This window comes from Plantactinospora sp. CNZ320, from assembly GCF_002846275.1.
Genome location: NZ_PJMP01000001.1, coordinates 7,366,679 through 7,391,642, shown reverse-complemented (window position 1 = coordinate 7,391,642; position 24,964 = coordinate 7,366,679). Strand labels below are relative to the sequence as shown.

General features: G+C 72.6%; 25 protein-coding genes and 1 pseudogene. 17 read left to right on the top strand and 9 right to left on the bottom strand.

Annotation, left to right across the window (positions count from 1 at the left end; genetic code table 11):
• The first annotated feature begins 177 nt into the window (after nt 1-177).
• On the top strand, nt 178-1,098 hold the full coding sequence (locus tag CLT71_RS33100) for a DNA glycosylase family protein (RefSeq protein WP_101370551.1): 921 nt from the start codon (nt 178-180) through the stop codon (nt 1,096-1,098).
• A 42-nt stretch (nt 1,099-1,140) separates the two neighbouring features.
• Here CLT71_RS33100 and CLT71_RS33095 read toward each other — a convergent pair whose 3' ends face one another.
• Nucleotides 1,141-1,680, bottom strand: a complete 540-nt coding sequence (locus tag CLT71_RS33095) for a DUF1990 domain-containing protein (RefSeq protein ID WP_486483586.1) — start codon at nt 1,678-1,680, stop codon at nt 1,141-1,143.
• A gap of 93 nt (nt 1,681-1,773) precedes the next feature.
• Here CLT71_RS33095 and CLT71_RS33090 point away from each other — a divergent pair, with 93 nt between their 5' ends.
• Nucleotides 1,774-2,325, top strand: a complete 552-nt coding sequence (locus CLT71_RS33090; RefSeq protein ID WP_101370550.1) for a GNAT family N-acetyltransferase — start codon at nt 1,774-1,776, stop codon at nt 2,323-2,325.
• On the opposite strand, the gene CLT71_RS33085 is transcribed toward CLT71_RS33090, so the two are convergent.
• Nucleotides 2,305-3,405, bottom strand: a complete 1,101-nt coding sequence (locus CLT71_RS33085; RefSeq protein WP_486483585.1) for a winged helix-turn-helix domain-containing protein — start codon at nt 3,403-3,405, stop codon at nt 2,305-2,307. The genes CLT71_RS33090 and CLT71_RS33085 overlap by 21 nt on opposite strands.
• A gap of 69 nt (nt 3,406-3,474) precedes the next feature.
• Between CLT71_RS33085 and CLT71_RS33075 the strand changes: the two genes are divergently transcribed.
• From CLT71_RS33075 to CLT71_RS33040, 8 genes and pseudogenes are all read left to right on the top strand, one after another.
• Nucleotides 3,475-4,293 (top strand): isocitrate lyase/PEP mutase family protein, encoded by an 819-nt coding sequence (locus CLT71_RS33075; protein ID WP_101370549.1) that lies wholly within the window; start codon nt 3,475-3,477, stop codon nt 4,291-4,293.
• Nucleotides 4,294-4,382: 89 nt separating this feature from the next.
• Complete coding sequence (locus tag CLT71_RS33070) at nt 4,383-5,465, top strand: glutathione S-transferase C-terminal domain-containing protein (RefSeq protein WP_101370548.1); 1,083 nt, start codon at nt 4,383-4,385, stop codon at nt 5,463-5,465.
• Between the two features lie 88 nt (nt 5,466-5,553).
• On the top strand, nt 5,554-5,910 hold the full coding sequence (locus CLT71_RS33065; protein ID WP_143743702.1) for a hypothetical protein: 357 nt from the start codon (nt 5,554-5,556) through the stop codon (nt 5,908-5,910).
• Between the two features lie 62 nt (nt 5,911-5,972).
• A pseudogene (gene fdh / locus CLT71_RS33060) lies at nt 5,973-9,236 on the top strand (formate dehydrogenase); the annotation flags it as partial.
• A 28-nt stretch (nt 9,237-9,264) separates the two neighbouring features.
• Nucleotides 9,265-10,236: a 4Fe-4S dicluster domain-containing protein gene (locus CLT71_RS33055; protein WP_101370545.1), complete on the top strand. Its 972-nt coding sequence runs from the start codon at nt 9,265-9,267 to the stop codon at nt 10,234-10,236.
• Nucleotides 10,233-11,264: an NrfD/PsrC family molybdoenzyme membrane anchor subunit gene (gene nrfD, locus CLT71_RS33050; RefSeq protein ID WP_101370544.1), complete on the top strand. Its 1,032-nt coding sequence runs from the start codon at nt 10,233-10,235 to the stop codon at nt 11,262-11,264. Before CLT71_RS33055 ends, nrfD begins: the two co-directional genes overlap by 4 nt.
• Before the next feature lie 268 nt (nt 11,265-11,532).
• Nucleotides 11,533-12,216 (top strand): FAD-dependent monooxygenase, encoded by a 684-nt coding sequence (locus CLT71_RS33045; protein WP_101370543.1) that lies wholly within the window; start codon nt 11,533-11,535, stop codon nt 12,214-12,216.
• Nucleotides 12,217-12,407: 191 nt separating this feature from the next.
• Nucleotides 12,408-12,611 carry a hypothetical protein gene (locus CLT71_RS33040; protein ID WP_101370542.1) on the top strand — a complete coding sequence of 68 codons (204 nt, stop codon included), beginning with the start codon at nt 12,408-12,410 and terminating at the stop codon, nt 12,609-12,611.
• A 32-nt stretch (nt 12,612-12,643) separates the two neighbouring features.
• Here CLT71_RS33040 and CLT71_RS33035 read toward each other — a convergent pair whose 3' ends face one another.
• Nucleotides 12,644-12,868, bottom strand: a complete 225-nt coding sequence (locus tag CLT71_RS33035; protein WP_101370541.1) for a hypothetical protein — start codon at nt 12,866-12,868, stop codon at nt 12,644-12,646.
• A 141-nt stretch (nt 12,869-13,009) separates the two neighbouring features.
• Between CLT71_RS33035 and CLT71_RS33030 the strand changes: the two genes are divergently transcribed.
• From CLT71_RS33030 to CLT71_RS33020, 3 genes are read left to right on the top strand one after another with little or no spacing between them, the layout of a single operon-like run.
• Nucleotides 13,010-14,104, top strand: coding sequence for an ATP-dependent DNA ligase (locus CLT71_RS33030; RefSeq protein WP_101370540.1), 1,095 nt, complete (start codon nt 13,010-13,012; stop codon nt 14,102-14,104).
• Between the two features lie 33 nt (nt 14,105-14,137).
• Nucleotides 14,138-15,712 carry an alpha/beta hydrolase gene (locus CLT71_RS33025; protein ID WP_486483584.1) on the top strand — a complete coding sequence of 525 codons (1,575 nt, stop codon included), beginning with the start codon at nt 14,138-14,140 and terminating at the stop codon, nt 15,710-15,712.
• Nucleotides 15,713-15,761: 49 nt separating this feature from the next.
• On the top strand, nt 15,762-16,229 hold the full coding sequence (locus CLT71_RS33020) for a GNAT family N-acetyltransferase (protein WP_101370539.1): 468 nt from the start codon (nt 15,762-15,764) through the stop codon (nt 16,227-16,229).
• Between the two features lie 64 nt (nt 16,230-16,293).
• Here the strand turns inward: CLT71_RS33020 and CLT71_RS33015 are convergent, their stop codons facing one another.
• Together CLT71_RS33015 and CLT71_RS33010 are read right to left on the bottom strand one after the other, a co-directional pair.
• Nucleotides 16,294-18,021 (bottom strand): alpha/beta hydrolase, encoded by a 1,728-nt coding sequence (locus tag CLT71_RS33015; RefSeq protein WP_199187800.1) that lies wholly within the window; start codon nt 18,019-18,021, stop codon nt 16,294-16,296.
• A gap of 95 nt (nt 18,022-18,116) precedes the next feature.
• Entirely contained in the window at nt 18,117-18,485 is a 369-nt protein-coding gene (locus CLT71_RS33010) for a MerR family transcriptional regulator (RefSeq protein ID WP_101370538.1), read from the bottom strand.
• Between the two features lie 53 nt (nt 18,486-18,538).
• Between CLT71_RS33010 and CLT71_RS33005 the strand changes: the two genes are divergently transcribed.
• Nucleotides 18,539-19,429 carry an NAD(P)-dependent oxidoreductase gene (locus CLT71_RS33005; RefSeq protein ID WP_101370537.1) on the top strand — a complete coding sequence of 297 codons (891 nt, stop codon included), beginning with the start codon at nt 18,539-18,541 and terminating at the stop codon, nt 19,427-19,429.
• Between the two features lie 80 nt (nt 19,430-19,509).
• Here the strand turns inward: CLT71_RS33005 and ligD are convergent, their stop codons facing one another.
• Nucleotides 19,510-20,541 carry a non-homologous end-joining DNA ligase gene (gene ligD / locus CLT71_RS33000; RefSeq protein ID WP_101370536.1) on the bottom strand — a complete coding sequence of 344 codons (1,032 nt, stop codon included), beginning with the start codon at nt 20,539-20,541 and terminating at the stop codon, nt 19,510-19,512.
• Nucleotides 20,542-20,674: 133 nt separating this feature from the next.
• A complete protein-coding gene (locus CLT71_RS32995) occupies nt 20,675-21,208 on the bottom strand; it encodes a hypothetical protein (RefSeq protein ID WP_101370535.1) in 534 nt (177 codons plus the stop codon).
• 111 nt (nt 21,209-21,319) lie between these two features.
• Between CLT71_RS32995 and msrB the strand changes: the two genes are divergently transcribed.
• The 3 genes from msrB to CLT71_RS32980 all read left to right on the top strand — a co-directional run bounded on the left by msrB (nt 21,320) and on the right by CLT71_RS32980 (nt 22,632).
• Nucleotides 21,320-21,748, top strand: a complete 429-nt coding sequence (gene msrB / locus CLT71_RS32990) for a peptide-methionine (R)-S-oxide reductase MsrB (RefSeq protein WP_199187799.1) — start codon at nt 21,320-21,322, stop codon at nt 21,746-21,748.
• A gap of 36 nt (nt 21,749-21,784) precedes the next feature.
• Entirely contained in the window at nt 21,785-22,048 is a 264-nt protein-coding gene (locus CLT71_RS32985) for a Prokaryotic metallothionein (RefSeq protein WP_101370534.1), read from the top strand.
• 101 nt (nt 22,049-22,149) lie between these two features.
• Nucleotides 22,150-22,632 (top strand): GNAT family N-acetyltransferase, encoded by a 483-nt coding sequence (locus CLT71_RS32980; RefSeq protein ID WP_101371999.1) that lies wholly within the window; start codon nt 22,150-22,152, stop codon nt 22,630-22,632.
• 88 nt (nt 22,633-22,720) lie between these two features.
• Here the strand turns inward: CLT71_RS32980 and hemQ are convergent, their stop codons facing one another.
• Both hemQ and hemG read right to left on the bottom strand, forming a co-directional pair.
• Nucleotides 22,721-23,458, bottom strand: coding sequence for a hydrogen peroxide-dependent heme synthase (gene hemQ / locus CLT71_RS32975; RefSeq protein WP_101370533.1), 738 nt, complete (start codon nt 23,456-23,458; stop codon nt 22,721-22,723).
• A complete protein-coding gene (gene hemG, locus CLT71_RS32970; RefSeq protein ID WP_486483583.1) occupies nt 23,455-24,951 on the bottom strand; it encodes a protoporphyrinogen oxidase in 1,497 nt (498 codons plus the stop codon). Before hemG ends, hemQ begins: the two co-directional genes overlap by 4 nt.
• Nucleotides 24,952-24,964 lie beyond the last annotated feature (13 nt).

The following is a 24,964-nucleotide window of genomic DNA, read 5'->3' as shown; positions in this document are numbered from 1 at the left end:
CGATTGCGGCGCTGTCCGGTTGCGGCGCTGTCCGGTTGCGGCGCTTTCCCGTTCCGGTGTCGGTTCGGGCTGGCGCCGGTCGGCGGATGGGGTAGTCCGGTCACTCCCCCGGCCGGGACGCTCCGGCGGCCGGCCAGCCGTTGCGGACCGCCCGGTCCCGCGTGGCAGAGTGTCCGGGTGACCGCCACCGGGCCGACCGCGAGCCGGCTGCTCCGCCCGCCGGAGCGCTACCACCTCGAAAGTTCGGTGGGATCGCTGGCGATGGGGGCACACGATCCCTGCGCCCGGTTCGTCGACGGCACCTTCTGGTGGGCCAGCAACACCCCGGACGGGCCGGGGACGCTGGCGCTGCGCCGGGTCGGCGGTGACCTGGTCGCCGAGGGCTACGGGCCGGGCGGTGACCGGGTGGTGGACCGGGCCGACGCGGTGGCCGGGTTCCGCGACGACCTGACCGGCTTCGACCGGCTCGCCGCCGGGCACCCGCTGGTGGCGCGGCTGGCCGGCACCCATCGGGGGCTGCGGCTGCCGGCCACCGGACAGATCTTCCCCCGGCTGCTGCGGGCGATCCTGGAGCAGAAGGTCACCGGCAAGGAGGCGTTCCGGGCGTACTCCGCGACGGTGCGCCGGTTCGGGGTACCCGCGCCCGGGCCGCTGCCCCGACTCTGGGTACCGCCCGAGCCGGCGGTGATCGCCGTCCAGCCGTACTGGGTGTTCCACCCGTTCGGGGTGGAGCAGCGGCGGGCGGAGACGCTGCGCCGGGCGGCGGCCGAGGCGGATCGACTGGAGCGCTGCGCCGACCCGGCGGAGGCGACCCGTCGGCTCACCGCCATCGTCGGGATCGGCCCGTGGACGGCCGCCGAGGTGGTCCGGATCGCCTTCGGGGACCCGGACGCGGTGAGCGTCGGCGACTACCACATCCCGAACATGGTCGCCTGGGCGCTGGCCGGCGAGGTACGCGGTGACGACGCCCGGATGCTTGCCCTGCTGGAGCCGTTCCGGGGCCACCGTGGTCGGGTCTGCCGGCTGCTGGAGGCCGGTGGCCACCACGCGCCCCGGTTCGGTCCCCGGATGCCGCTGCGCTCCTTCGCCCGGTTCTGACCGCCGAGTCACCGGCACCCCCGGCACCCGCCCGACCGGACGTCAGCGGGTGGCGGCCAGCCGGCGGAGCACCGAGGCGCAGCGCCAGGCGTACCCGCGCTGGAAGATCGGCAGCAGCGGACCGGCGGCTCGGGTCAGCGGGGTGGCCGGCCGGCTGAACGCGGTGACGCTGAACCACACCCCGCCGTCGTCGAGGCGCTCCACCAGGAACGCCTCCTCACCGCGTACCGGGTGTCCGGGCAGGGTGCCGTAGCCGAAGCCGGCCCGGTGCTCGTCGCGTACCGTCCAGACCACCTGGCAGGGCGCGGCCAGCCGGAGCCGACCCAGCCCGAGGCCGGCGGTGACCGTGCAGCCCGGCTCGGCCCGGGGCGCACTGGCGTCGATCCGCACCCCCATGGCCCGGTGCATCCGCCAGGTGAGCACCGCCTCGCCGGCCGCCTCGAACCCGTCCGGGGGCAGCACGGCGCGGTAGCGCAGGTGCCGGTATCCGGACGGCAGTTGGCCGGTACGGGTGGCACCGACCTCCGGATAGGTCAGTCCGGGCATCGCCTGGCCCTCCTCGGGTACCCGTCGGTTCGCCACGGGTACGGTGTCGGTTCCGCCCGGCAGCCTAACCGGTGGGACACCCACCGGCCGGTGCGGCCGGGGCCTGGGCGGAGCTGGTTGCCTGCGGGGATGTCCGCGCAACCGCCTCCCCTGTCGGAGAGCACCGCCCCACCCGGCCCGATCGTCGTGCAGCGGGCAACGGTCGCCGACGCCGGTGAGATCCTCACCGTGCAGCGAGCCGCCTATCTGAGCGAGGCGCAGCGCTACGCGGATCCGTGGCTGCCGCCGCTCACCGAGACGCTGGCCGAGATCCGGGCCGTACTGGCGCAGCCGCCCGGGACCGGCGTGGTGCTGGCCGCCCGGCTCGATGCCCGGCTCGTCGGCGCCGTCCGGGCCCGGTTCCAGGACGGGACCGGGCAGGTCGGGCGGCTCGCCGTCGCCCCGGATCTGCAGGGCCGGGGAATCGGCGGCCGGCTGCTGCACGCGGTCGAGCGCGCCTGCCCGGACCGGGTACGCCGGTTCGAGCTGTTCACCGGCGCCGACAGCGCGGAGAACCTGCGGCTGTACCGCCGGCACGGGTACGTCGACTACGCGCACCGGCCGCTGGACACCGGCCCCGGACTGGTCTACCTGGAGAAGTACCGCAGCCCCGCCGACGGTTCAGCCGGCGACCGAGAGTAGCGCCTCGGCGACTGTGGTACGGCTGTTCAGCACGGTCCGGCCGGTCCGGTGCGTGGTCACCAGACCGGCGGCCCGGAGTACGGCGAGGTGCTGCGACACGCCCCCGGCGGTAAGTCCGGTACGCCGGGCCAGTTCGGTGGTGGAGAGCGGTGACCGCATCTCGGCGAGTACCCGGGCCCGGCCCCGGCCGAGGACCGCGGCCAGGCTGTCGGGCGCCTGTCGGGGTGTCTCCCAGAGCGTGGCGATGCCCCGGGCCGGGTACGCGAGCTGCGGCGCCGGCCCGGCCGCGACGCTCGCCACCGACGGCCAGACGAACACCGACGGGATCAGCACCAGTCCGTTCCCGTCCGGTACGTCGGCGGCGGTGCAGTGCTGCTGTGCGATGGCCAGCGTCTCCCCCTCCCAGCGGACCTGCTGGTGCAGGTCGTTGAGGAGTCCGGCGGCACCGTCGGCGGCGAGCCGCCGGGCCCGGTGGTGCACCTCGGCGTCGAGCAGCAGCCGGATCCGGGCCCAGTCGGGGGCGAGCGCGATCCGCCAGTACCGGACGATCTCGTCGGCGATCCGGCGCAGCCCGTCGGCCGGGTCGGCGTAGAGCGCACGCACCGCCGGGGCGTCCCGGCCGGGGTAGCTGTCGAGGTCAGCCCGGACGACCTCGGCCGGGGTGGCCAGCAGCATCCCGAGTTCGGTGTCGAGGTCCGGGCTGAGTCCCCCGGGTGCCGGGGTGAGAAAGTCGGGCAGGTAGTGCGGCCGGCCCGGGATCAACTGCCAGAGCAGCCCGCCCTGGGCCGTCGAGGCAGCGCCGCCCGGGCCGGGAAACCCGGTTCCGCCGGCCGGGCCGGGGAAGCCCGTTCCGCTGCCCGGGCCGGGAAACCTGCCACCGCCGGCCGGGCCGGGGAAGCCGGTTGCAGGGATCAGGCCGGCGTCGACGAGCCGGGGGCGTACCCGGGTCGCCCAGGGCAGGTGCACGGCGTGGTCGCCGGCGTCGCGCAGCACCCGGACGCTCGTCGCGACCTCCCAGAGGCAGGAGACCGCGAAGCGGATCCGGGCAACGGCACCGCCCGGCAGACCGATGGAGACCACGTCGACCTCTCGTTTTAGGCAGGACTGAAAGAATACGGCGACCGGCGCGGGCGGCGGAGACTACCGACCATGACTGATCAACGTTCCCGCGCCGAACTGTTCCGTTCCCTGCACGTCCCGGCCGATCCGGTGGTGCTGGTCAACGTCTGGGACGCGGCGGGTGCCCGGATCGTGGCGGCGGCCGGCGCGCGGGCGGTCGCGACGACCAGCGCCGGGGTGGCGTGGAGCCTCGGCGCCCCGGACGGCGACCTCCTCGGCCGGCAGCCGGCCACCGAACTCGTCGGGCGGGTCGCCTCGGCGGTTCCGGTGCCGGTCACCGCCGACATCGAGTCCGGTTTCGGGGCCACCGCGGAGCAGGTCGCCGAGACCGTCCGCGAAGTGCTGGCCGCCGGTGCCGTCGGGGTGAACCTCGAGGACGCGGCGCCGGGTGGCGCCCCGGGACTGCGCGAGGTCGCCGACCAGTCGGCCCGGCTGGCCGCCGCCCGGGCCGTCGCGGACGAGGTCGGGATTCCGCTGTACGTCAACGCCCGGATCGACACCTTCCTGCGGGGTACCGGCGGGGTGCCGGAGACCCTCGACCGGGCCGCCCACTATCTCCGGGCCGGTGCCGACGGCATCTTCGTGCCCGGCGTCGTCGACCCGGAGACGGTGGCGGCACTTGTCGCCGGCATTCCGGCACCGCTGAACATCCTCGCCGGTCCCGGCGCACCGGCGGTACCCGAGTTGGCCCGGCTCGGGGTGGCCCGGGTCAGCCTCGGCTCGGCGGTGGCCGAGGCGGCGTACGCGGTGGTCCGGCGGGCCGCCGAGGCGGCGTACGGTTCGGGCGGTTACGACGCCCTCGCCGGTGCCCTGGACTACGGGGCGGTGAACGAGCTGATGCGGCGCTGACCCCGGTACCGCTGCCCGCCGCCGGGCCAGCTGGGGGTTCGCCGCCGCTCGGCGGTGGATCCCCGCGGAGGATGGGGAACGATGGTGGAATGTCGAACACCGCAGAGGGCAGCAAGGCGAGTGGCGCAGGCACCGCCAGCGACGCCAGCAACGCCACCGAGGGCAGCTACGTCAACCCGGGTGGGGAGTTCACCCGGGACCAGCGATACATCGCCACCCGGATCACCGCCGACGGGCGGGACGGCTATCCGGTGGAGCCGGGCCGCTACCGGCTGGTGGTGAGCCGGGCCTGCCCGTGGGCCAACCGGGTGATCATCGTCCGCCGGCTGCTCGGCCTGGAGGACGTGTTGTCGATGGGCATCGCCGGGCCGACCCACGACGCCCGGAGCTGGACGTTCGACCTCGATCCGGACGGCCGGGACCCGGTGCTGGGTATCGAGCGGCTCCAGGAGGCGTTCTTCGCCCGGTTCCCCGGCTACGAGCGCGGGATCACGGTGCCGGCGATCGTGGACGTGCCGACCGGACAGGTGGTGACGAACGACTTCGACCAGATGACCATCGACCTGTCGACGCAGTGGCGGGCGTACCACCGCTCCGGTGCGCCCGACCTTTATCCCGAGGCGTTGCGCGCGGAGGTCGACGAGGTGAACGCGGTCGTCTTCACCGACGTCAACAACGGGGTCTACCGGTGCGGCTTCGCCGGCAGCCAGGAGGCGTACGAGAAGGCGTACCGGCGGCTCTTCGACCGGCTGGACTGGCTCTCGGCGCGGCTGGAGGGGCAGCGCTACCTGGTCGGGGACACCATCACCGAGGCCGACATCCGGCTCTTCACCACCCTGGTCCGGTTCGACGCGGTCTACCACGGGCACTTCAAGTGCAACCGGCAGAAGCTGTCCGAGCAGCCGGTGCTGTGGGCGTACGCCCGGGACCTGTTCAGTACGCCGGGCTTCGGCGACACCATCGACTTCGACCACATCAAGCGGCACTACTACGAGGTGCACCGGGACATCAACCCGACCGGGATCGTGCCGGCCGGGCCGGATCTGCGCAACTGGCTGGAGCCGCACGGCCGGGAGGCGCTCGGCGGCCGCCCGTTCGGGGACGGTACCCCGCCGCCACCACCGCCGGCCGACGAGACCGTACCGGCCGGGCACACCCCACTCGCCGGCTGACGCGTTAGGAAGGGCCCCCGCTTATGCAAAAAGCGATAAGCGGGGGCCCTTCCTTGCAGTGCAAAGCGGCTTCGGCGGGATGTGTGAAATGAGAGGCTTGTCGGTGTTGGCGATCGGTCGGGCGGAGCCGGCCGGCACGGCGAGCGGGGGCGGCGTGGCGAGCAAGGAAGCGGTGCTGCACCTGGTCGGCCTGGGCCGCAGCTACCAGGAGATCGGTGCCGAGTTGGGCATCCCGGCCGGACAGGCGTACCTGATCGGCACCGGGATCCCGGCCGACGGCGGCGGCACGGTGACCCGGGCGCAACGGCGGCGCCCCGGCGTCCTGCAGTCCCGCACCCAGGCCCTGGTGAACCCGCGCGAGTTCAACCCGACGTCGTCGTCCCAGGTGCACGACTGGATGCGGGAGCGGGCCCGGGTCGACGGACTGGGCCGACCCGGCCGGTAGCGAACGGGTCCGCCGCGGCGGGTCAGCGCCGGCGGTGGGGCCATCGAGGACAGGAGGCGCAGGTGCGGGGTCTACCGATCGGCTCGTGGCCGGTCTGGCGGCAGCTCACCGGTCCGGACCGGACCGGGCGGGCGGCCTCGGTGAAGTCGCGGCACAGCGCCGAACTGCGCGCCCGGACCGCCGACGCCGACCGGGTGGTGAAGTCGGTCTGCCCGTACTGCGCGGTCGGCTGCGCCCAGAACGTCTACGTCCGCGACAACCGGGTGGTGCAGATCGAGGGGGACCCGGACTCGCCGGTGAGCCAGGGACGGCTCTGCCCGAAGGGCGCCGCCTCGCTGCAACTGACCACCGACCCTGGCCGGTTGGACCGGGTGCGCTACCGCCCGCCGTACGCCACGCAGTGGCAGGACCTCGACCTCGACACCGCGATGGAGATGATCGCCGAGCGGGTGATCCGGACCCGGCGGGAGACCTGGCAGGAGGAGCACGAGGGGGTCCGGGTGGCCCGGACGATGGGCATCGCCAGCCTCGGCGGCGCCACCCTGGACAACGAGGAGAACTATCTGATCAAGAAGCTCCTCACCGCACTCGGGGTGGTGCAGGTGGAGAACCAGGCCCGGGTCTGCCACAGCTCCACCGTGATCGGCCTCGGCACGTCCTTCGGGCGGGGCGGCGCGACCACCTTCATGCAGGACCTCCAGCACGCCGACTGCATCGTGATCGAGGGCTCCAACTTCGCCGAGGCGCACCCGGTGGGTTTCCAGTGGGTGCTGGCGGCGAAGGCCCGGGGCGCCACGGTCATCCACGTCGACCCCCGGTTCACCCGGACCAGTGCGCTGGCCGACCTTTACGTGCCGATCCGGGCCGGCACCGACATCGCGTTCCTCGGCGGGATCATCAACCACGTCCTGACCGAGGAGAAGGACTTCCGGGAGTACGTGCTGGCGTACACGAACGCCGCCACGATCATCGACGAGCGGTTCCAGGACACCGAGGACCTGGACGGGCTCTTCTCCGGCTTCGACCCGGACAGCCACACCTACCGCGAGGAGAGCTGGCAGTACGAGGGCGTGCAACTGGTCTCGGCGACCGGTGAGCGGGACAGCCAGTTCGAGGCCAGGGTCGCCAGCGGGCACCGCCTCCAGGACGACCCGAAACGGGCGACGGAACACGACGGGGCGGGCGCCGGCCGGGGCGAGAAGTTCGGCTCCGGCAGCGCCGCCCTGGACGGCAGGCCCCACCGCGACCCGACGCTGTCGGACCCGCGCTGCGTCTACCAGATCCTCAAGCGGCACTTCGCCCGCTACACCCCGGAGATGGTCGAGCGGGTCTGCGGCATCCCACCGGACGTCTTCGCGCAGGTCTGCCGGCACCTGGTGGAGAACTCCGGCCCGGAACGGACCAGCGAGTTCGTCTACGCGGTCGGCTGGACCCAGCACTCCGACGGCTCGCAGGTGATCCGCTCGGCCAGCATCCTGCAACTGCTGCTCGGCAACATCGGCCGGCCCGGCGGCGGCATCCAGGCGCTGCGCGGGCACGCCAGCATCCAGGGCTCGACCGACATCCCGACGCTGTTCAACCTGCTGCCCGGCTACATTCCGATGCCGCACGCGCACAAGACCCAGACCCTCGCCGACTTCATCGTCGCCGACACCGCCCGGAAGGGGTTCTGGGCGAACATGCGGGCCTACACGGTCAGCCTGCTGAAGGCGTGGTGGGGTGCGACAGCCCGCCCGGAGAACGACTTCTGTTTCGACTACCTGCCCCGGCTGACCGGCAGCCACTCGCACTACGACACCGTGCTGGAGCAGCTCGAAGGCAACTGCAAGGGCTACTTCCTGCTCGGCGAGAACCCGGCCGTCGGCTCGGCGAACGCCCGGATGCAGCGGCTCGGGATGGCCAAACTGGACTGGCTGGTCGTCCGGGACTTCCACCTGATCGAGAGCGCCACCTGGTGGCAGGACGGGCCGGAGATCGCCTCCGGCGAACTGGTGACCGAGGAGATCGGCACCGAGGTCTTCCTGCTGCCGGCGGCGGCGCACACCGAGAAGGACGGCAGCTTCACCAACACCAACCGGCTGCTCCAGTGGCGCCACCAGGCGGTCGAGCCGGCCGGCGACCGGCGCAGCGACCTCTGGTTCATGTACCACCTGGGCCGGATCATCCGGCAGAAGCTGGCCGGCTCGACCGACCCGAAGGATCGGCCGATCCTCGATCTGACCTGGGACTACCCGACCATCGGGCGGACGGCCGAGCCGGACGCCGAGGCGGTGCTCGCCGAGATCAACGGCTGGGACGCGGACGGACGGCCGCTGTCGGCGTACACCGAACTCGCCGACGACGGGTCGACGGTCTGCGGCTGCTGGATCTACTGCGGGGTGTACAAGGACGGCATCAACCAGGCCGCCCGGCGCAAGCCGGCGCAGGAGCAGAGCTGGGTCTCCCCGGAGTGGGCCTGGGCCTGGCCGGCGAACCGGCGGATGCTCTACAACCGGGCCTCGGCCAGGCCGGACGGACGGCCGTGGAGCGAGCGGAAGAAATACGTCTGGTGGGACGCCGACGCCGGCCGGTGGACCGGGTACGACACGGCCGACTTCGAGCCGACCAAGCCACCGGACTACGTGCCACCGGACGACGCCCGGGGCATCGCCGCGCTGCGCGGCACCGACGCGTTCATCATGCAGGCCGACGGGCTCGGCTGGCTCTTCGCGCCGACCGGGGTCTCCGACGGCCCGCTGCCGGCACACTACGAGCCGCAGGACTCCCCTGTGGACAATGCGCTCTACGGCCAGCAGCGCAACCCGGCCCGGCTGCTCCGGCCACACGAGCAGAACAAGTACCACCCGAACGGCTCGCAGCGCGGCGCGCAGACCTTCCCGTACGTGGTGACGACGTACCGGCTCACCGAACACTTCACGGCCGGCGGGATGAGCCGGAACGCGCCGTACCTGGCCGAGTTGCAGCCGGAGTTCTTCTGCGAGGTCTCCCCCGAACTGGCCGCCGAACGCGGGCTGGTGCACTGCGACTGGGCCACCATCGTCACCGCCCGGAGCGCCATCGAGGCCCGGGTGCTGGTGACCGAGCGGATCGCACCGCTGCGCGTCGACGGGCGGGTGGTGCACCAGATCGGCCTGCCGTTCCACTGGGGACCGAACGGCCACAGCCGGGGCGACGCGGCCAACGAACTCAGCTCGATCGTGCTGGACCCGAACTCGCACATCCAGGAGAGCAAGGCGTTCTCCGCCGACATCCGCCCCGGGCGGCGGCCCCGGGGGCCGGAGCGGGTGGCGCTGGTCCGCGACTACCAGCGGCGGGCCGGGATCACCGTCGCGACCGGAACGGAGGTGTGAGCCGATGTCCGCCGACCTGCGCGAGGCGACCGGGGAGCAGCGCGACCCGGCCACCGCCGGCGGGTACGCCGAGCCGCCGGAACGGGTCGGCTTCTTCACCGACACGAGCGTCTGCATCGGCTGCAAGGCGTGCGAGGTGGCCTGCAAGGAGTGGAACGCGATCCCGGAGGACGGGCTGACCTTCACCGGCATGTCGTACGACAACACCGGCCAGCTCGACGCGAACAGCTGGCGGCACGTCGCCTTCGTCGAGCAGCCCCGCCGGCTCGGCCGGCAGGAGACGCATCTCGCCCCGGCCGAGGTGCCCACCGCACTGCGCCGGGCGGCCGGCGGCCGGACCGCGGTCTCGCTCGGCATGCCCGGGTCGGCACCGCCGGACGGGCACGTCGACGCCGTACCGGGGATGGACTTCCGCTGGCTGATGTCCTCCGACGTCTGCAAGCACTGCACGCACGCCGCCTGCCTGGACGTCTGCCCGACCGGCTCGCTCTTCCGCACCGAGTTCGGCACGGTGGTGGTGCAGCAGGACATCTGCAACGGCTGCGGCTACTGCGTGCCGGCCTGCCCGTTCGGGGTGCTCGACGTGCGCGAGGGCGACGGCCGGGTCTGGAAGTGCACCCTCTGCTACGACCGGCTCTCGGTCGGCCAGGAACCGGCCTGTGCCAAGAGCTGCCCCACCGACTCGATCCAGTTCGGTGAACTCTCCGAACTGCGCGCCCGGGCCGCCGCCCGGGTGTCGGACCTGCACGACGCCGGGGTCGACAGCGCGCGGCTCTACGGCGCCGACCCGTACGACGGGGTGGGCGGGGCCGGCGCGTTCTTCCTGCTGCTCGACGAGCCCGAGGTGTACGGGTTGCCACCCGACCCGGTCGTCACCACCCGGGACCTGCCGGCGATGTGGCGCCGGACCGCGCTTGTCGCCGCCGGGCTGCTGGCCACCCTGGTCGCCGTGTCACTTCCCGGAGCCCGCCGATGACCCACACCGACGTACGCCTCGACAACACACCCGACCTGCCGGTGGAGCGGGACGCGCTGATCGGCTCCGCCGGCCGCCCGGAACGGCGGCAGCGCGGCGAGCGGCTGATGGTGCCGAGGGCCGAGTTCCGGTCGTACTACGGCCGGCCGGTGCTCAAGCCGCCGACCTGGCACGCGTCGGACATCGCCGGTTACCTCTTCCTCGGCGGGCTGGCCGGCGCCTCCTCGACCCTGGCCGCCGCGGCCGATCTCACCGGCCGGCCAGGGCTGGCCCGGGGCCTGAAGGCGGGTGCGGCGGTCGCGCTGGGCGGCTCGCTCTACAGCCTGGTGCACGACCTCGGCCGCCCGGAACGGTTCCTGCACATGCTGCGGGTGGTCAAGGTGACCTCGCCGATGAGCGTCGGCTCCTGGCTGCTCGCCGGGTACGGCCCGTTGACACTGCTCGCCGCCGGCAGCGCGGTCACCGGTCGGCTGCCCCGGCTCGGCATGCTCGGCACGCTCGGCGCCGCCGCGCTCGGGCCGACCATCGCCTCGTACACCGCGACGCTCTTCGCGGACACCGCCGTACCGGTCTGGCACGAGGGGTACCGGGATCTGCCGGTGCTCTTCGTGGGCTCGGCGGCGGCTTCGGCCGGGGCGCTGGGCCTGCTCGCCGCTCCGGCGGCGGAGACCGGGCCGGCCCGCCGGGCGGCACTGCTCGGCACCGCCGCCGAACTCGTGGCGGCGTACCGGATGGAGCGCCGGCTCGGCATGGTCGGCGAACCGCTGCGGCAGGGCCTGTCCGGCGGGTTGCTGCGGGCCGGCAAGCTGCTCTGCACGGCGGGTGCGCTGGCGGCGGCGGCCGGCGGCGGCGGGCGTAACCGGGCGGTCACGGCGGCCGGCGCGGCGGCGCTGCTGGCCGGCTCTATCTGCCTCCGGTTCGGGATCTTCGAGGCGGGGATGGCCTCGGCCCGGGATCCGAAATACACGGTGCAGCCGCAGCGGGAGCGGCTGGCGGCCCGCACCGGCCGGCGGGGGCGCCGGTCATGAGGGCCGTGACCAGGTTCCTGCCGTTCGCCGGCATCGTGCTCGGCACCTGCGCGGCGGCCATCCTCGCCGGGCGGCGCCGGACGGTCCCGACGCGCCGGCCCGGCCGCCGTCGCTGAACCCCACGCCGGGGCCGGCCGTCGGGCTCGGTCAGGCACCGCTGGTGGCCGGGGCGTCGATCTCCGGCGGGCCGGCGACCATCGCGAACAGTACGACGCGGACCGCCTGGTAGAGGTCCTGCCGGCTCTGTTCGCTCCCCGGAGCCGGTGCGGTGAGCGAACCGGCGCCGACGGACGCGCCGCCACCGGCCTATGTCGGCAGCACCGCCTGGCGGGGCGTGACGGACGAGCCCTGGACCGGCGAGTTGCTGGTGGCGATCACCTGGGCGCCGGGCGTCGAGTTCGGGATGGTGCCACTCGGTGACGGCCGGGTCTACTGGTTCGGCGCGGTGCACGCCCCTGCGGGCCGGCGTGAGGCCGACGAGATGGAGACGGTCCGGGAACACTTCGGGGCGTGGCACAGACCGATCCCGGAACTGCTGGACGCGACCAGCCCACATGGGGTGCTCCGCAACGACCTCTACCACCTCGGCACCCCGCTGGGCAGCTACGTGACGGGAGCCGTCGCACTCCTCGGCGATGCCGCGCACGCAATGACGCCGAACCTGGGCCAGGGCGCCGCCCAGGCGATCGAGGACGCGGTGGTACTTGGACTGAGCCTGGCCGGTGGGACGGCGGTGTCGAGCGGGCTGGCCCGGTACGACGCGGAACGGCGCCCCCGCAGCCAGCAGGTTGCCCGGGCCTCGTACCTGATCGGTCGGTTCGGCCAGCAGTTGCGCAATCCGCTGGCGGTGGGACTACGCAACGTGATGATACGGCTGACTCCACCCCGGGTCGCGCTTCGCTCGATGGCCCGGTACGCGGACTGGCGCCCGCCCGCCGAGACAGCTTCCTGAGCTGCGGCCTCGGGGGCGGCAATACCAGAAAAAGCCCCATATCCGACGCGAGATGAATCGACCATTCACCTACATTCACCCACCATGTTGCCGTGGTCGCACGCCCGAACGTCCCGATTAGCCGCATAATGCTGCACAGGTCGCAGGGGCATCCGGCCCAAAGCGGCACAGAAGGAGCGAAAGGCCCGAACGTGAAGCTCACTTTCATTCGTAAGACCGCGCAGTCCCAGGTCAACAACTGCCCGTCGCTGTACCGCACGGACCGTGACACCTTCATCGTGCAGGGCTGGCGCGTCTCCGACCCGGAGGCGCTGGCCCAGCTCGACATCCCGGCGCACGAGACCGCGGTGGAGGTCCCGGCCGACGTGCTGGCCGAGATCGCGAAGGCGCTGTAACACAGCGACGACCCCGATAACGCAGCATCGGTTCACCAGGCCCGGCCGGCCGGACGTTCGCGGAGGTCGGCCAGGGTCACCGGGGTACGGGCCACCAGCAGCCGCTCCAGCGCCGCGATCGTGCCCACCTCCCCGAGTACGTCCACCCCGCCGACCTCGGCGCGATAGCGGTACGCCAGCCGGTAGAGGTACCTCCCGGCGATCCGCTCCACACTCACCTGCCACCGGCCGCAGCAGACGCACACCCAGCCCCGCATCCGGCGAAGATAGCTCTGACCTGCGGAAACAGCTCAGCCGAGGCGGTCGGCGCGAAACTGGTGGGCCGGATGGGGCTGATGGGACGGCCGGTACCGGCGCGGGGCACCCCGGTACGCCACCCATCTGGTTGACTTGGCCGGGTGGAACTGCCGATCAACCCGCCCGTCGAGCCGATGCTGGCCAGGAGCGTGCCGAAGATTCCCACCGGGCCGGGAATGAGCTACGAGCCGAAGTGGGACGGCTTCCGCTGCATCGTCTTCCGCGACGGTGACGAGGTCGAGCTGGCCAGCCGGGGCGGCAAGACGATGACCCGCTACTTTCCCGAGGTCGTCGCGCAGGCCCGGGCGCAGTTGCCGACCCGCTGCGCGGTCGACGGCGAGTTGATCGTGATCCGCCGGGACGGCCCGGACGGCGGGCCCCGGCTCGACTTCGAGCTGCTCAGCCAGCGCATCCATCCGGCCGCGTCCCGGGTCAACATGCTGGCCGAGACCACCCCGGCCGACCTGGTCGCCTTCGACCTGCTCGCCATCGGCGACGAGTCGCTCGTCGACCTGCCCTACGAGCGGCGCCGGGCCCGGCTCGTCGAGGAGCTGCGCGGGGTCGTACCCCCGGTGCACGTCACCCAGACCACCACCGACCCGGAGACGGCGGCCCGGTGGTTCGAGATCTTCGAGGGGGCCGGGCTGGACGGGTTGGTCGCCAAGCCCGCCGACATCCCCTACGAGCCGGGCAAGCGGCTGATGTTCAAGGTCAAGCACACCCGGACCGCCGACGTGGTGGTCGCCGGATTCCGCTGGCACAAGTCCGGTCCAGTGGTCGGTTCGCTGCTGCTCGGCCTGCACGACGAGGCCGGAACGCTGCACCACGTCGGCGTGTCGGCGTCGTTCAGCGCCGCCCGCCGGGCCGAGCTGCTCGACGAGCTGGCCCCCTACCGCGAGGGCGTCAAGGAGCACCCGTGGGTGCACGGCGACCACACCAGCGGGCAGCGCATCCCGGGCGGGCCGAGCCGGTGGTCCGGCACCAAGAGCCTGGAGTGGGAGCCGCTCCGCCCGGAACTGGTGGCCGAGGTCGGCTACGACGCCATGGAGGGCGACAGGTTCCGGCACACCGCCCAGTTCGTCCGCTGGCGGCCCGACCGGGAGCCGGCCTCCTGCGGGTACGACCAACTCGACCGCCCGATCCGGTTCGATGTCGACCAGGTGCTCCGCGGCGACCCGCTCGCCCCCGGCGCGTAGCCTGACGGTCGATACGATCACGGAGGATCTCTCTTGTCCCGCTCGCACCTTCGCCGGCTGCCCCTGGCCGGTCTCCTCGCCGTCGTGATGCTCGTCGCCGGCTGCACCATCCCGATCTTCCGGTCCGACGACGGCAGCGAGCGCGGTGGCCCGCAGGGCTCGTCGAACGGCGCGGGCACCGCCGACTGGAAGCCCTGTCCGGAGGTACCCCGCAAACTGGTCGGCCGGGGCGCGGCCAACATGCGGTACGACTGCGCCACCATCGCCGTACCCGCGGACTGGAGCCGGGCCGGCGGTGCCGGCGGAGGCGACGACAAGCTGGAGGTCTCGCTACTGCGGATCCGGTCGACGAAGCAGCAGGACCGGATCGGGTCGCTGCTGATCAACCCGGGCGGGCCGGGCGGTTCCGGCGTCGACTCGGCGGTCTACCTGTCGTTCGGAGCGAGCTTCGGTGGGCTGCCCGACGAGGTGACCCGGCGGTTCGACATCATCGGCTTCGACCCCCGGGGCGTGGGCCGCTCCTCCCCGGTCAAGTGTGTCTCCGACGCCGACCTGGACAGCACCTTCGGCTTCGAGCCGGACCCGGCGAGCCGGCAGGAGTTCGACGAGCTGGTGGCGCTGAACCGGAAAATCGGCGACGCCTGCGGGGCCAGGTACGGCGAGCGGCTGCGGCTCTACTCCACCGAGCAGGCCGCGCACGACATGGACGCGATCCGGGCCGCCGTCGGCGACGAGAAGCTGAGCTACCTCGGGTACTCCTACGGCACCCTGCTCGGCGCGACGTACGCCCAGCTCTTCCCGCGCAACGTCCGGGCGCTGGTGCTCGACGGCGCGGTCGACCCGAAGCAGGACATGGTGGCCGGTTCGGAGAGCCAGGCCAAGGGCTTCGAGCGGGCCTTCACCAACTTCACCAACTGGTGCGGGAAGAACCCGGGCCGCTGCCCGATCGCCCCGGATGCCCGGGGTGCGGTCACGGACGCGATGGAGAAGGCCCGGGTCTCCCCGGTACGCGGCGAGGGTGGCCGGGAGGCGACCGCCGGCTGGATCTTCTACGCGGTGATCTCCTCGCTCTACACCGAGTCCGGTTGGCAGAAGCTCGCCGCCGCGATCGACTCGCTGGCCGACGGGGACCCGAAGGAGGTCTTCGAACTCGCCGACTCGTACGCCGAGCGGGCTGAGGACGGCAGCTACACCAACCTCTTCGACGCCAACCTCTCGGTGAACTGCGCCGACGAGGAGAGCAAGATCGGCGTCGACCGGATCCGGTCGTTGCAGTCGGAGTGGCGCAAGAAATATCCGCTCTTCGGCGCCCCGCTCGCGGTGGGCATGTTGAGCTGCGAGTTCTGGCCCGGCCAGCGGGACCCGTACCCGACCGGCCCGGCGACCGGCGCCCCGCCGATCGTGGTGGTCGGCACCACAGGCGACCCGGCCACTCCCTACGAGCAGACGCCGAAGCTGGCCGAGATGCTCGACGTCGGCGTGGTGCTGACCTGGCAGGGCGAGGGGCACACCGCCTATCCGCAGACCCGCTGCATCAACAACGCCGTCGACGACTACCTGATCGACCTCAAGCCGCCGAGCGCCGGCACCACCTGTCCGGCCCGCTGACGCCGGCGGGGGCGGCGGCCGGCCGAGGCCGATGTGCCAGGGTGGGGTCATGAGTGAGCTGATCTTCCGGATCGCCCGCCGGGACGACGTACCGGCGATCGTCGCGATGCTGGTCGACGACGCGGTGGCGGCGAGCCGGGATCCGGCGGAACCGACCGGCGAGGAGGTGGACGCCGCCTACTGGGCCGGCTTCGAGGCGGTCGACGCCGACCCGCGCAACGAGTTGATCGTCGCCGAACTCGACGGCGAACCGGTCGGCACGATGCAGCTCACCTTCATTCCCGGGGTGAGCCGGCGCGGCGCCGAACGGATGCAGATCGAGGCGGTCCGGGTTCGGCGCGACCTGCGGGGCAAGGGGATCGGCCGCCGGATGATGCACTGGGCGGTGGACCAGGCCCGGGAACGCGGCTGCCGGCTGGTCCAGTTGACCACCGACAAACGCCGTGCCGAGGCGCACCGCTTCTATGCCTCGCTGGGCTTCGCGGCAAGTCACGAAGGCATGAAACTGGCACTCTGACGCCGACCACCGCCGGTCGCCCCGTGGCCATCGGAGCAGGCCACCGGGCGACCGGGGTGAGCCGTCAGCGGACGGTACGCACCGAGTTGGCCCGGGCGATCCGGTCCCGTACCCGCTCACGCAGCTCGGGCAGGCTCTCGGCCGACAGCCGCGCCCACGGGTCGAGCGTGCGGTTGTCCCGCTTGACCGGGCCGGCGACCGGATGGACCTCGCTCTCGGCGGGCAGCGGCACCCCGGGACAGGTCACATCGGACGGCCGCGAGTTGTGCAGCAGGAAGACGTTGACCATGCCGTCGACACACGGGTTGCCGTCGAGCGCGTACTGCCCGTGGAAGGTGGCGTCGTCGATCGAGACCATGCTGACGCCGGGCGCCGCCCGTACCGCCGCCCGCGCCTGCTCGTAGCCGGTCTGCGGGTCGAACTCGGCCTGCACCACCAGGATCTTCGAGGCGGCCGACGCGGGAAGGTTCGGCAGGGTCTGCCGGGGTGCGTCCGACCAGAAGCCGCACGGTTCGGAGAGCCCGTACGCCCAGCCGAACAGCGGGTATCGGGGGCCCTGCCGGTCGCTGAGCTTCCGGTACCAGGTGGCGGAGCGGGTGGGCTGGTCGCCGCAGGCGACGGAGACCCGGGTACCGGGGAACGTCACGTAGTCCTCGGGGACCTCGGTCGCGAGCCGCCGTACCGTCATCTCGGCCAGTGGCACGCCGTACTCCGACCGGGCCAGGGCGTCCAGCTCGGTACGCAGCGCAGCCGACACCCCTGCCTCGGGGGTCTCGCCGTTCATCTCCTGCGCCGCGACCGTGAAGACCAGGGTGGCGAGCAGCCATTGCAGTTGGCCGCCCATGCCGACGAAGAGGGCGTCGTAGTTGTCACCGGCGATGCCGAGAGTCTTGGCGTACTCCCGGGCCGCCTCCCAGGTCCGCGCCGCCTCGGCCGGGGTGTCACCGACGATCTCGGGGAACTGCCGCGCCGCCCAGGGCAGGTAGACGTCGTCGAGCTGCCGCTGCCCGATCATCGGGAACGCCTCGAAGGCCGCCTGGAGCCGGCCCTGCCAGTTGACGCTGGAGTCGAGCACCATCTTGCCGGTGCTGGCCGGGAAGAGCGAGGCGTACTTCGCACCCAGCCAGGTGCCGTAGGAGTAGCCGAGGAAGTGCAGGGTGGAGTCACCGAGCAGTTGCCGGATGAGTTCCATGTCGTACGCGGTCTGCCAGGTGGTGATGTACGGGGTCAACGCCTTGCTCTGGCAGGCCTCGGCGACGGCCCGGGGTGCCTTCTGGTGCTCGGCGGTGCTCTCCGGTGACCGGTCCCGGGCGTCCAGGTCGGTCCGGGTCGAGAGCCGGCCGGTCGGGATCTCGCAGACCAGTCCGAGTTGCCCGGGGGCCGTGCCGCCCTCGTGACCGGTGCCGCGCGGGTCCATGCCGACGAAGTCGTACCGCTCGTTCACGGCCGGCTGGAGCGCGGCCAGTGCTCCGGCAAGGGAGCTGCCCTGTGCCCCCGGGCCACCCGGGTTGGTCAGGATGGCGCCCAATCGCTCGCCGGTGGCCTTCGTCCGGCTGATCGAGACCGACAGGTCCACGCCCGCGCCGGGGTCCGCCCAGTCGCGGGGCACGGTGACCAGCGCACACTCCATCGGGCGGGCCTGCTCCGGTGGCGGGAAGAGGCAGTCACCCCAGCTGAGTTCCTGGTCGAGATAGCTGTCGAACGGGCTGGCAGCCTGGGCCACTACGGGGGTCGTGACCAGCGCGAGGACCAGGGTCGCCGGTGTCACCACACTTCTGACGATGCGGCGCACGGTACTCCCTCCAGTAGGAATCGGATGAAGAGAGCGTAGCCGGTCGTTTCAGGACGGTGACGATCATTGGGGTGAAGTCCCGACGCAATGCTCGATCATGGACCTTCGGTGCCCAGTCGTTCGGTGACCGCGATGTAGTCGACCAGGGCCTGCCGGGACCGGGCGAGCGTGTCGATGCGTTCGTCCAGCCCGTGCAGGCGGGCACGCAGCATCTCCAGGAGTTCGGGGCAGGGCTCCAGGTCGGGGGCGGTACCGGTGGCGCAGGGCAGCAGGTATCCGATCTCCTTTGTGGAGAGTCCGGCTTCCAGCAGGCGGGTGATCTGGGTGACGGTCGTGACGTCGTCGGCGCCGTACTCGCGGTAGCCGCTGCTTGCCCGCGCCGGTTCGAGCAGGCCCTGTGCCTCGTAGTAGCGCAACTGGTGCGTGTTGACCCCGGTCTGCCGGCTCAACTCCCCGATCAGCATGTGACCCACCGCTCCTTGACCTTCATACCGATGTGAAGGTTGACGATTCTGCCATGACCACCAAGACAACCCCGGTGACCGTCGTCGGGCTGGGCCTGATGGGCCAGGCGCTGGCCGGAACCTTCCTGCGCAACGGGCACCCCACGACGGTGTGGAACCGGACGGCGGCCAAGGCCGCTGAACTCGTCGACGCGGGCGCACGGCTCGCCGACTCCCCCGCCGACGCGGTGACAGCCAGCCCGCTCGTGATCGTCTGCGTCTCGAACTACGACGCCGTACACGAACTCCTCGACCCGCTGGGCGACGCCCTCGACGGTCGGGTCGTGGTGAACCTGACCTCGGGTACCTCGGCCGCGGCCCGGGAAACCGCCGACCGGGTGACCCGGCGGGGCGGCAGCTACCTGGACGGGGCGATCATGGCTGTTCCGCCGGCCATCGGTACGGCCGAGGCGACCCTCTTCTACAGCGGACCCCGATCCGCCTTCGACCGGCACGAGTCGACGCTACGACTGCTCGGCGCCGGTACCAGCTACCTCGGTCCCGACCACGGCCTCTCCGCGCTCTACGACGTGGCGTTGCTCGGCGTGATGTGGAGCGTGCTGAACAGCTTCCTCTCCGGTGCCGCCCTCGTCGGTACGGCCGGAGTGGACGCCTCGACGTTCGCCTCGATCGCCGGCCCGCTCGCCGGGACCGTACGCGACTGGCTGCCCGACCTGGCACGTCAGGTCGACAGTGCCGACTACACCGCCCGGGACTCGACAATCGACACCCACCTGGGCGCGATGGAGCACCTCGTGCACGAGAGTGAGTCGCTGGGCGTCAACGCCGACCTGCCGAGACTGGTGAAGGCCCTGGCCGACCGGGCCGTGGCCGACGGGCACGGTGGCAGCGACTACGCCGCGATGATCGAGCAGTTCCGCCGGCCCTCCGGGGTCCGACCGTAACCGCCGTTCTCGGCGCAGCCGGAGGCGGTCCGGAAAGCGGGTGCTGGCACGGTTGGATCCGGCCGGCACCCGCCAGCCGCTCACTCCTTGCGGTCGCGGTCCCGGGACGGCTGCACCCGCTTCGGCTCCCCCGGCATCTTCGGGTGGTCCGGCGGGTAGGGCAGGTCGCCGGAGCCCTCCCGGTCGTCCCGATCGGCCCACTCGAGCAGCGGGGTGATGTCCCAGGGGGCGTCGTCGATGCCGGCGTGTGGGTCACCGATCTTCGCCACCCGCTCGGGCACCGTCCTGAGGTCGAAGTCGTCCGGCTCGACGTCCGGCAGCTCGTCCCAGGTGACCGGGGTGGAGACGGTGGCCCGGGCGTTGGCCCGCAGCGAGTAGGCGCAGGCGATCGTCCGGTCCCGGGCCATCTGGTTGTAGTCGATGAAGACCTTCTCGCCGCGCTGCTCCTTCCACCAGGAGGTGGTGACCAGGTCGGGGCGGCGCCGTTCCACCTCCCGGGCGAACGCGATCACCGCCCGGCGTACCTCGGTGAAGGTCCAGCGGGGCTCGATCCGCAGATAGACGTGCACGCCCCGACCGCCGGAGGTCTTCGGCCAGCCGGTCGCGCCCAGCTCGTCCAGGAGTCCGTGCACCTCGCCGGCCGCCTCCACGGCGTCGGCGAAGTCGGTGCCGGGCTGCGGGTCGAGGTCGATTCGCAGCTCGTCGGGGCGGTCGACATCGTTGCCCCGGACCGGCCACGGGTGGAAGACCACGGTGCCCATCTGGGCGGCCCAGGCGACGTGCGCCAGGTCGGCCGGGCAGAGTTCGTCGGCGCTCCGGCCGCTCGGAAACTGGATCTTCGCGGTCTGGATCCAGGGCGGTACGCCCCGGGCCGGCACCCGCTTCTGATAGAACATCTCCCCCTCGATGCCCTCGGGGAAGCGCTGCAACGCCGTCGGCCGGTTGCCCAGCGCCCGCATGATCCCGTCGCCGACCGCGAGGTAGTAGTCGAACATGTCCTTCTTGGTGAACCCGCGACGGGGGAAGTAGACCCGGTCCGGGCTGCTCAGCCGTACCGTGTGCCCGGCCACCTCGACCTCGAGGGGCTTCGCCTTAGCGCTCCCACCAGCCATGCGCCGACCCTATGCCACAGGTCCGACGAAGGTGACCCGACACGGAGACGCCGCCGGCCAACGCGGCCGCTCAGGACACGGGCCGCTCGGGCAGAAGCCGCTCAGGAGACGGGTCGTTCAGGACCCGGGCCGGTCAGGCCAGGGGTCGCGCCTCGGGCTCCCGGCTGCCGTGCCGGTGCGCCTCCCAGACCTGGCAGAGCAGCACCAGCTTCTGCTCGAACCGGGGATCACGGTCGAGCAGGCCACCGTCGTAGGGGGCGGGCAGCCGCAGCGGCGCGGCCTCGACGAGATAGACCGCCACGACGGTACGGCCACGACGGCGCTCCGCCCGCACGTCGGCCACCCGCGACCAGGCCACGAACGGTCTGGTCCGGTACGCCCGGCCAGACAGTCCCACCTCGTCCAGCCGGACCCGGGTCCGGAGCCGGTCGGCGGCACCGCAGAGCACCCCGAGCGGGAGCGGGGCGAGCACGGCGACCCAGGCCAGCTCGGTCAGGTCTCCCTGGCCGGGCAGGGCACTCGCGAGCACGATCAGCGCGCCGCTGCCCAGGCCACCCCAACGCAGTCCCCGGACCACCGCCTGCCGCCAGGTCAGCCGGAACTCGGCCAGCACCGGCCGGTGCTCGCGTCGCCGTCTACTCCCGCCCGGCCAGGTGGCGGTCCGCATGTCCTCTCAACGACTCGACCGCCGGGCGGTGATTGACCAGCGGTTTCCCGCTGTTTTCCGACGGTTCCGCCGGCCTTAGCCGCCGGAGGATCTCCGTCGTACCGTAGGGGTATGGCTGACGACAGGGTCCTGAACGAGCAGGCAGACAGGCTGCCCACCACCGAGGAGGAGTGGCGGGCGCGGCTGCGCCCGGAGGAGTTCCGGGTGCTCCGCCAGGCGGGCACCGAACGCGCCTGGACCGGCGAGTACGTGCAGACCACGACCGCCGGCACCTACCGCTGCCGGGCCTGCGGGGCGGACCTCTTCTCCAGCGACACCAAGTTCGACTCGCACTGCGGCTGGCCGAGCTTCGACCAGGCGCTGCCCGGTGCCATCCGCTATCTCGAGGACCGCTCGCTCGGCATGCTCCGGATCGAGGTGCGCTGCGCCAACTGTGACTCGCACCTCGGGCACCGGTTCGACGGCGAGGGCTTCACCCCGACGAACGCCAGGTACTGCATCAACTCGATCTCGATGCGCCTCGACCCGTCGGCGACGTAGTATCACCGCAAAAGCGGTGAAACGGGGGAATTCGACATGGCGACCACCTGCGAGGTCTGCGGCAACGACTACTGGATGGCGTTCGAGGTACGCACGACGAGCGGAGACGTGCACACCTTCGACTCGTTCGAGTGTGCGGCGCACAAGCTCGCACCGGTCTGCGAGCACTGCGGCATCCGGATCATGGGCCACGGTGTCGAGGTCTCCGGCCGGTTCTTCTGCTGCGGCCACTGCGCCCGGGTCGTCGAGGGCGAGCGCGGAGCGGAGATCCGGGACGCCGTAGGCGCCCGCCCAGCCTGAGCTGCAAGGAAGGGCCCCTTCTTAGCGGATTTTGTAGATGCGGGGGCCCTTCCTTACACCTCAGCGGGGCTGGGGGGATGGGTGGGGCCTACCATCTCAGGATGCAGCAGTCGCAGTCGCCGCCGCTGGAGGCGGATCCCGCTGACCAGGTCGAACTCCGGGTCGCGTCCTTCGCCGACCTCGACGCCCGGACCCTGCACGACCTGTTGAAGCTGCGGGTCGACGTCTTCGTGGTCGAGCAGGACTGCGCCTATCCCGAACTCGACGGCCGGGACGTCGAGCCGGGCACCCGGCACCTGTGGCTGGCCCGGGACGGCGCACCCATCGCGTACCTGCGACTGCTCGCCGACCCGGACGGGGTGGTACGGATCGGCCGGGTGGTGGTGGCCAGCCAGGCCCGGGGCGGCGGGTACGCCGTACGGCTGATGACCGAGGCGCTGGCCCTGGTCGGCGCCCGCCCCTGCGTACTCGACGCGCAGGCTCACCTGCTCGGCTTCTACGCCCGCTACGGCTTCACCGTCAGTGGGCCGGAGTATCTCGAGGACGGCATCGCGCACGTGCCGATGCGCCGGGAGCCGGCCTGACCCCCGGCGCCGCACCGTCCACTGTGCTCAGGACGCCACCGCCGGCCGCTGCCGCCCCGTCCACTGTGCTCGGACAGCCGGCCGGCCGCTACGGCAGCGCGTTGACCAGTTCGCCGATGCTCCGTCGCCGACCGGTGTAGAACGGCACCTCCTCGCGGACGTGCCGGCGGGCCCGGGAGGCGCGCAGGTCGCGCATCAGGTCGACGATCCGGTGCAGTTCGTCGGCCTCGAAGGCGAGCAGCCACTCGTAGTCGCCGAGCGCGAACGAGGCGACGGTGTTCGCCCGGACGTCCGGATAGCCGCGCGCCATCCTGCCGTGCTCGGCAAGCATCTCCCGGCGCTCGGCGTCCGGCAGCAGGTACCACTCGTAGGAGCGGACGAACGGGTAGACGCAGATGTAGCCCCGGGCCGGCTCACCGGCCAGGAACGCCGGTACGTGGCTCTTGTTGAACTCCGCCGGCCGGTGCAGCGCCATCTGCGACCAGACCGGCACCAACTGCCGGCCGAGCGCGGTACGCCGCAGCCGCCCGTACGCGTCCTGGAGCGCGTCGCTCGACGACGAGTGCCACCAGATCATCAGGTCCGCGTCGGCGCGCAGCCCGGAGACGTCGTAGCTGCCCCGCACCACCACGTCCTTGCCGGCCAGCTCCTCGAAGAGCGAGTCGACCTCGGCCGCGATGCCGTCCCGGGCCTCCGGCAGCGGGCCGCTCACCCGGAAGACCGACCACATTGTGTAGCGAATGCTCTCGTTCAGCTCGCGCAGCCGCGCCGCGTTGGTCTGCTCCACGTCGGCCCGCTGGGCGTCACCGGTCTGTTCCGCAGTCATGCCCTCGATACTCCCAGCACCTTGATGATCTCCTCGGCCGCGGTCTCGCCGGAGCGTACGCAGACCGGAATCCCCACCCCGTCGTAGCCGGCGCCGGCCAGCGCCAGGGTGGGATGCGAGGTCCGCAGCGCCGCCCGGGCCGCGGCGACCCGGTCCAGGTGACCGGGGGCGTACTGGGGCAGCGCGCCGCCCCACCGTTGCACGTGACTGTCGACCGGTTCGGGCAGTGCGGCGCCGAGCAGCCCGGACAGCTCCCGGTGCACCGCCGAGACGAGTTCGTCGTCGGCGCGTTGCAGCAGGTGTTCCTCGCCGTGCCGACCGACCGAGGCGCGCAGCAGCAGCGTCCCGTCCGGCCGGCGCAGGTGCGCCCACTTGCTGGTGAAGAAGGTGGCCGCCTTGACCAGCGTGCCCTCGGCCGCCGGCACCAGGAACCCGGACAGTTCCGCCGGCAGCACCGCCGCACCGGCCGGCAGCACCGCCGACGCCGGCCCGCCGGCACCGTCAACCGCCGCCGGCCCGCCGGTCGGGCCGGGCAGGGCGAGGGTGACAAGCGCCACGCTGGCGTAGTCGAGCCGGCCGACCAGCGCGCCGACCGCCACGTCGACCCCGCCGAGCAGCCGGGCGGCGGGCCGGGCCGGCAGGGCCAGCAGCACCGCGTCGACCTCGACCAGTTCCGGGTCGCGGGTCGGGCCGATCACCAGCCGCCAGCCGCCCGGGACGGGCAGCAGTTCCCGGACGGCCGCGTTCAGCCTGATCTCCGCCCGGGCCGCCTCGGCGGTGGCGGCCACCAGCCGGCTCACCCCGCCGGAGACAGTGGCGAAGACCGGGCTGCCTGCCGGTCGCGGAGCCGCCGCCATCGCCGCCCGGACCGCACCGGTCAGGGTCGGTTCGGTGCGTGCCGCCCGGGCCAGCCCCGGCATCGTGGCGGCCAGCGACAGCTCGTCGGCACGGCCGGCGTACACCCCGCCGAGCATCGGGTCGACGAGCCGGTCCACCACCTCGTCGCCGAGCCGCCGCCGGACCAGCTCGCCTACCGTCGGGTCGGAGTCCGGGTCGAGCAGCGGACGGCCCTCGTCGGTGTCCCGCTCCGCCGCCGGCCGGGCCACCGGAGCCACCGCGGCCAGGTCACCGGGTACCCCGACCAGGGTGCCCGGGGGCATCGGCCGCAGTACGCCGCCGATCGCCAGTGCGGCCCGCCCGATCGCCGGGTGCACCAGCGCGTCGGTCAGGCCCACCCGGCGGGCCAGGGCCACCGCCGCCGAGTCCCCGCCGGCCGGGTCACGGGTGAGGAACGCCTCGGCACCGAACTCGACCGTCGATCCGGCCAGCAACCCGGTACGCAGTTTGCCGCCGAGCGCGCCGGACTGCTCGTACACGGTGATCTCGGCGTCGGCGGGGAGCCGGTCCCGCAGCCGGAGCGCGGCGGCCAGCCCGGTGATCCCGCCGCCGACCACGGCGATCCGCGGCCCGCCGGAGCGTGTCGTGTCGTTCACCGTGCCCGCCTCC

Excerpts from the sequence above, each read along its gene's own strand:
- CLT71_RS33090 (WP_101370550.1), top strand. The coding sequence starts at position 1,774 with ATGTCCGCGCAACCGCCTCCCCTGTCGGAGAGCACCGCCCCACCCGGC.
- CLT71_RS33075 (WP_101370549.1), top strand. The coding sequence starts at position 3,475 with ATGACTGATCAACGTTCCCGCGCCGAACTGTTCCGTTCCCTGCACGTC.
- CLT71_RS33070 (WP_101370548.1), top strand. The coding sequence starts at position 4,383 with ATGTCGAACACCGCAGAGGGCAGCAAGGCGAGTGGCGCAGGCACCGCC.
- CLT71_RS33065 (WP_143743702.1), top strand. The coding sequence starts at position 5,554 with ATGAGAGGCTTGTCGGTGTTGGCGATCGGTCGGGCGGAGCCGGCCGGC.
- CLT71_RS33055 (WP_101370545.1), top strand. The coding sequence starts at position 9,265 with ATGTCCGCCGACCTGCGCGAGGCGACCGGGGAGCAGCGCGACCCGGCC.
- nrfD (WP_101370544.1), top strand. The coding sequence starts at position 10,233 with ATGACCCACACCGACGTACGCCTCGACAACACACCCGACCTGCCGGTG.
- CLT71_RS33035 (WP_101370541.1), bottom strand. The coding sequence starts at position 12,868 with ATGCGGGGCTGGGTGTGCGTCTGCTGCGGCCGGTGGCAGGTGAGTGTG.
- CLT71_RS33020 (WP_101370539.1), top strand. The coding sequence starts at position 15,762 with ATGAGTGAGCTGATCTTCCGGATCGCCCGCCGGGACGACGTACCGGCG.
- CLT71_RS33010 (WP_101370538.1), bottom strand. The coding sequence starts at position 18,485 with ATGCTGATCGGGGAGTTGAGCCGGCAGACCGGGGTCAACACGCACCAG.
- CLT71_RS33005 (WP_101370537.1), top strand. The coding sequence starts at position 18,539 with ATGACCACCAAGACAACCCCGGTGACCGTCGTCGGGCTGGGCCTGATG.
- ligD (WP_101370536.1), bottom strand. The coding sequence starts at position 20,541 with ATGGCTGGTGGGAGCGCTAAGGCGAAGCCCCTCGAGGTCGAGGTGGCC.
- CLT71_RS32995 (WP_101370535.1), bottom strand. The coding sequence starts at position 21,208 with ATGCGGACCGCCACCTGGCCGGGCGGGAGTAGACGGCGACGCGAGCAC.
- msrB (WP_199187799.1), top strand. The coding sequence starts at position 21,320 with ATGGCTGACGACAGGGTCCTGAACGAGCAGGCAGACAGGCTGCCCACC.
- CLT71_RS32985 (WP_101370534.1), top strand. The coding sequence starts at position 21,785 with ATGGCGACCACCTGCGAGGTCTGCGGCAACGACTACTGGATGGCGTTC.
- CLT71_RS32980 (WP_101371999.1), top strand. The coding sequence starts at position 22,150 with ATGCAGCAGTCGCAGTCGCCGCCGCTGGAGGCGGATCCCGCTGACCAG.
- hemQ (WP_101370533.1), bottom strand. The coding sequence starts at position 23,458 with ATGACTGCGGAACAGACCGGTGACGCCCAGCGGGCCGACGTGGAGCAG.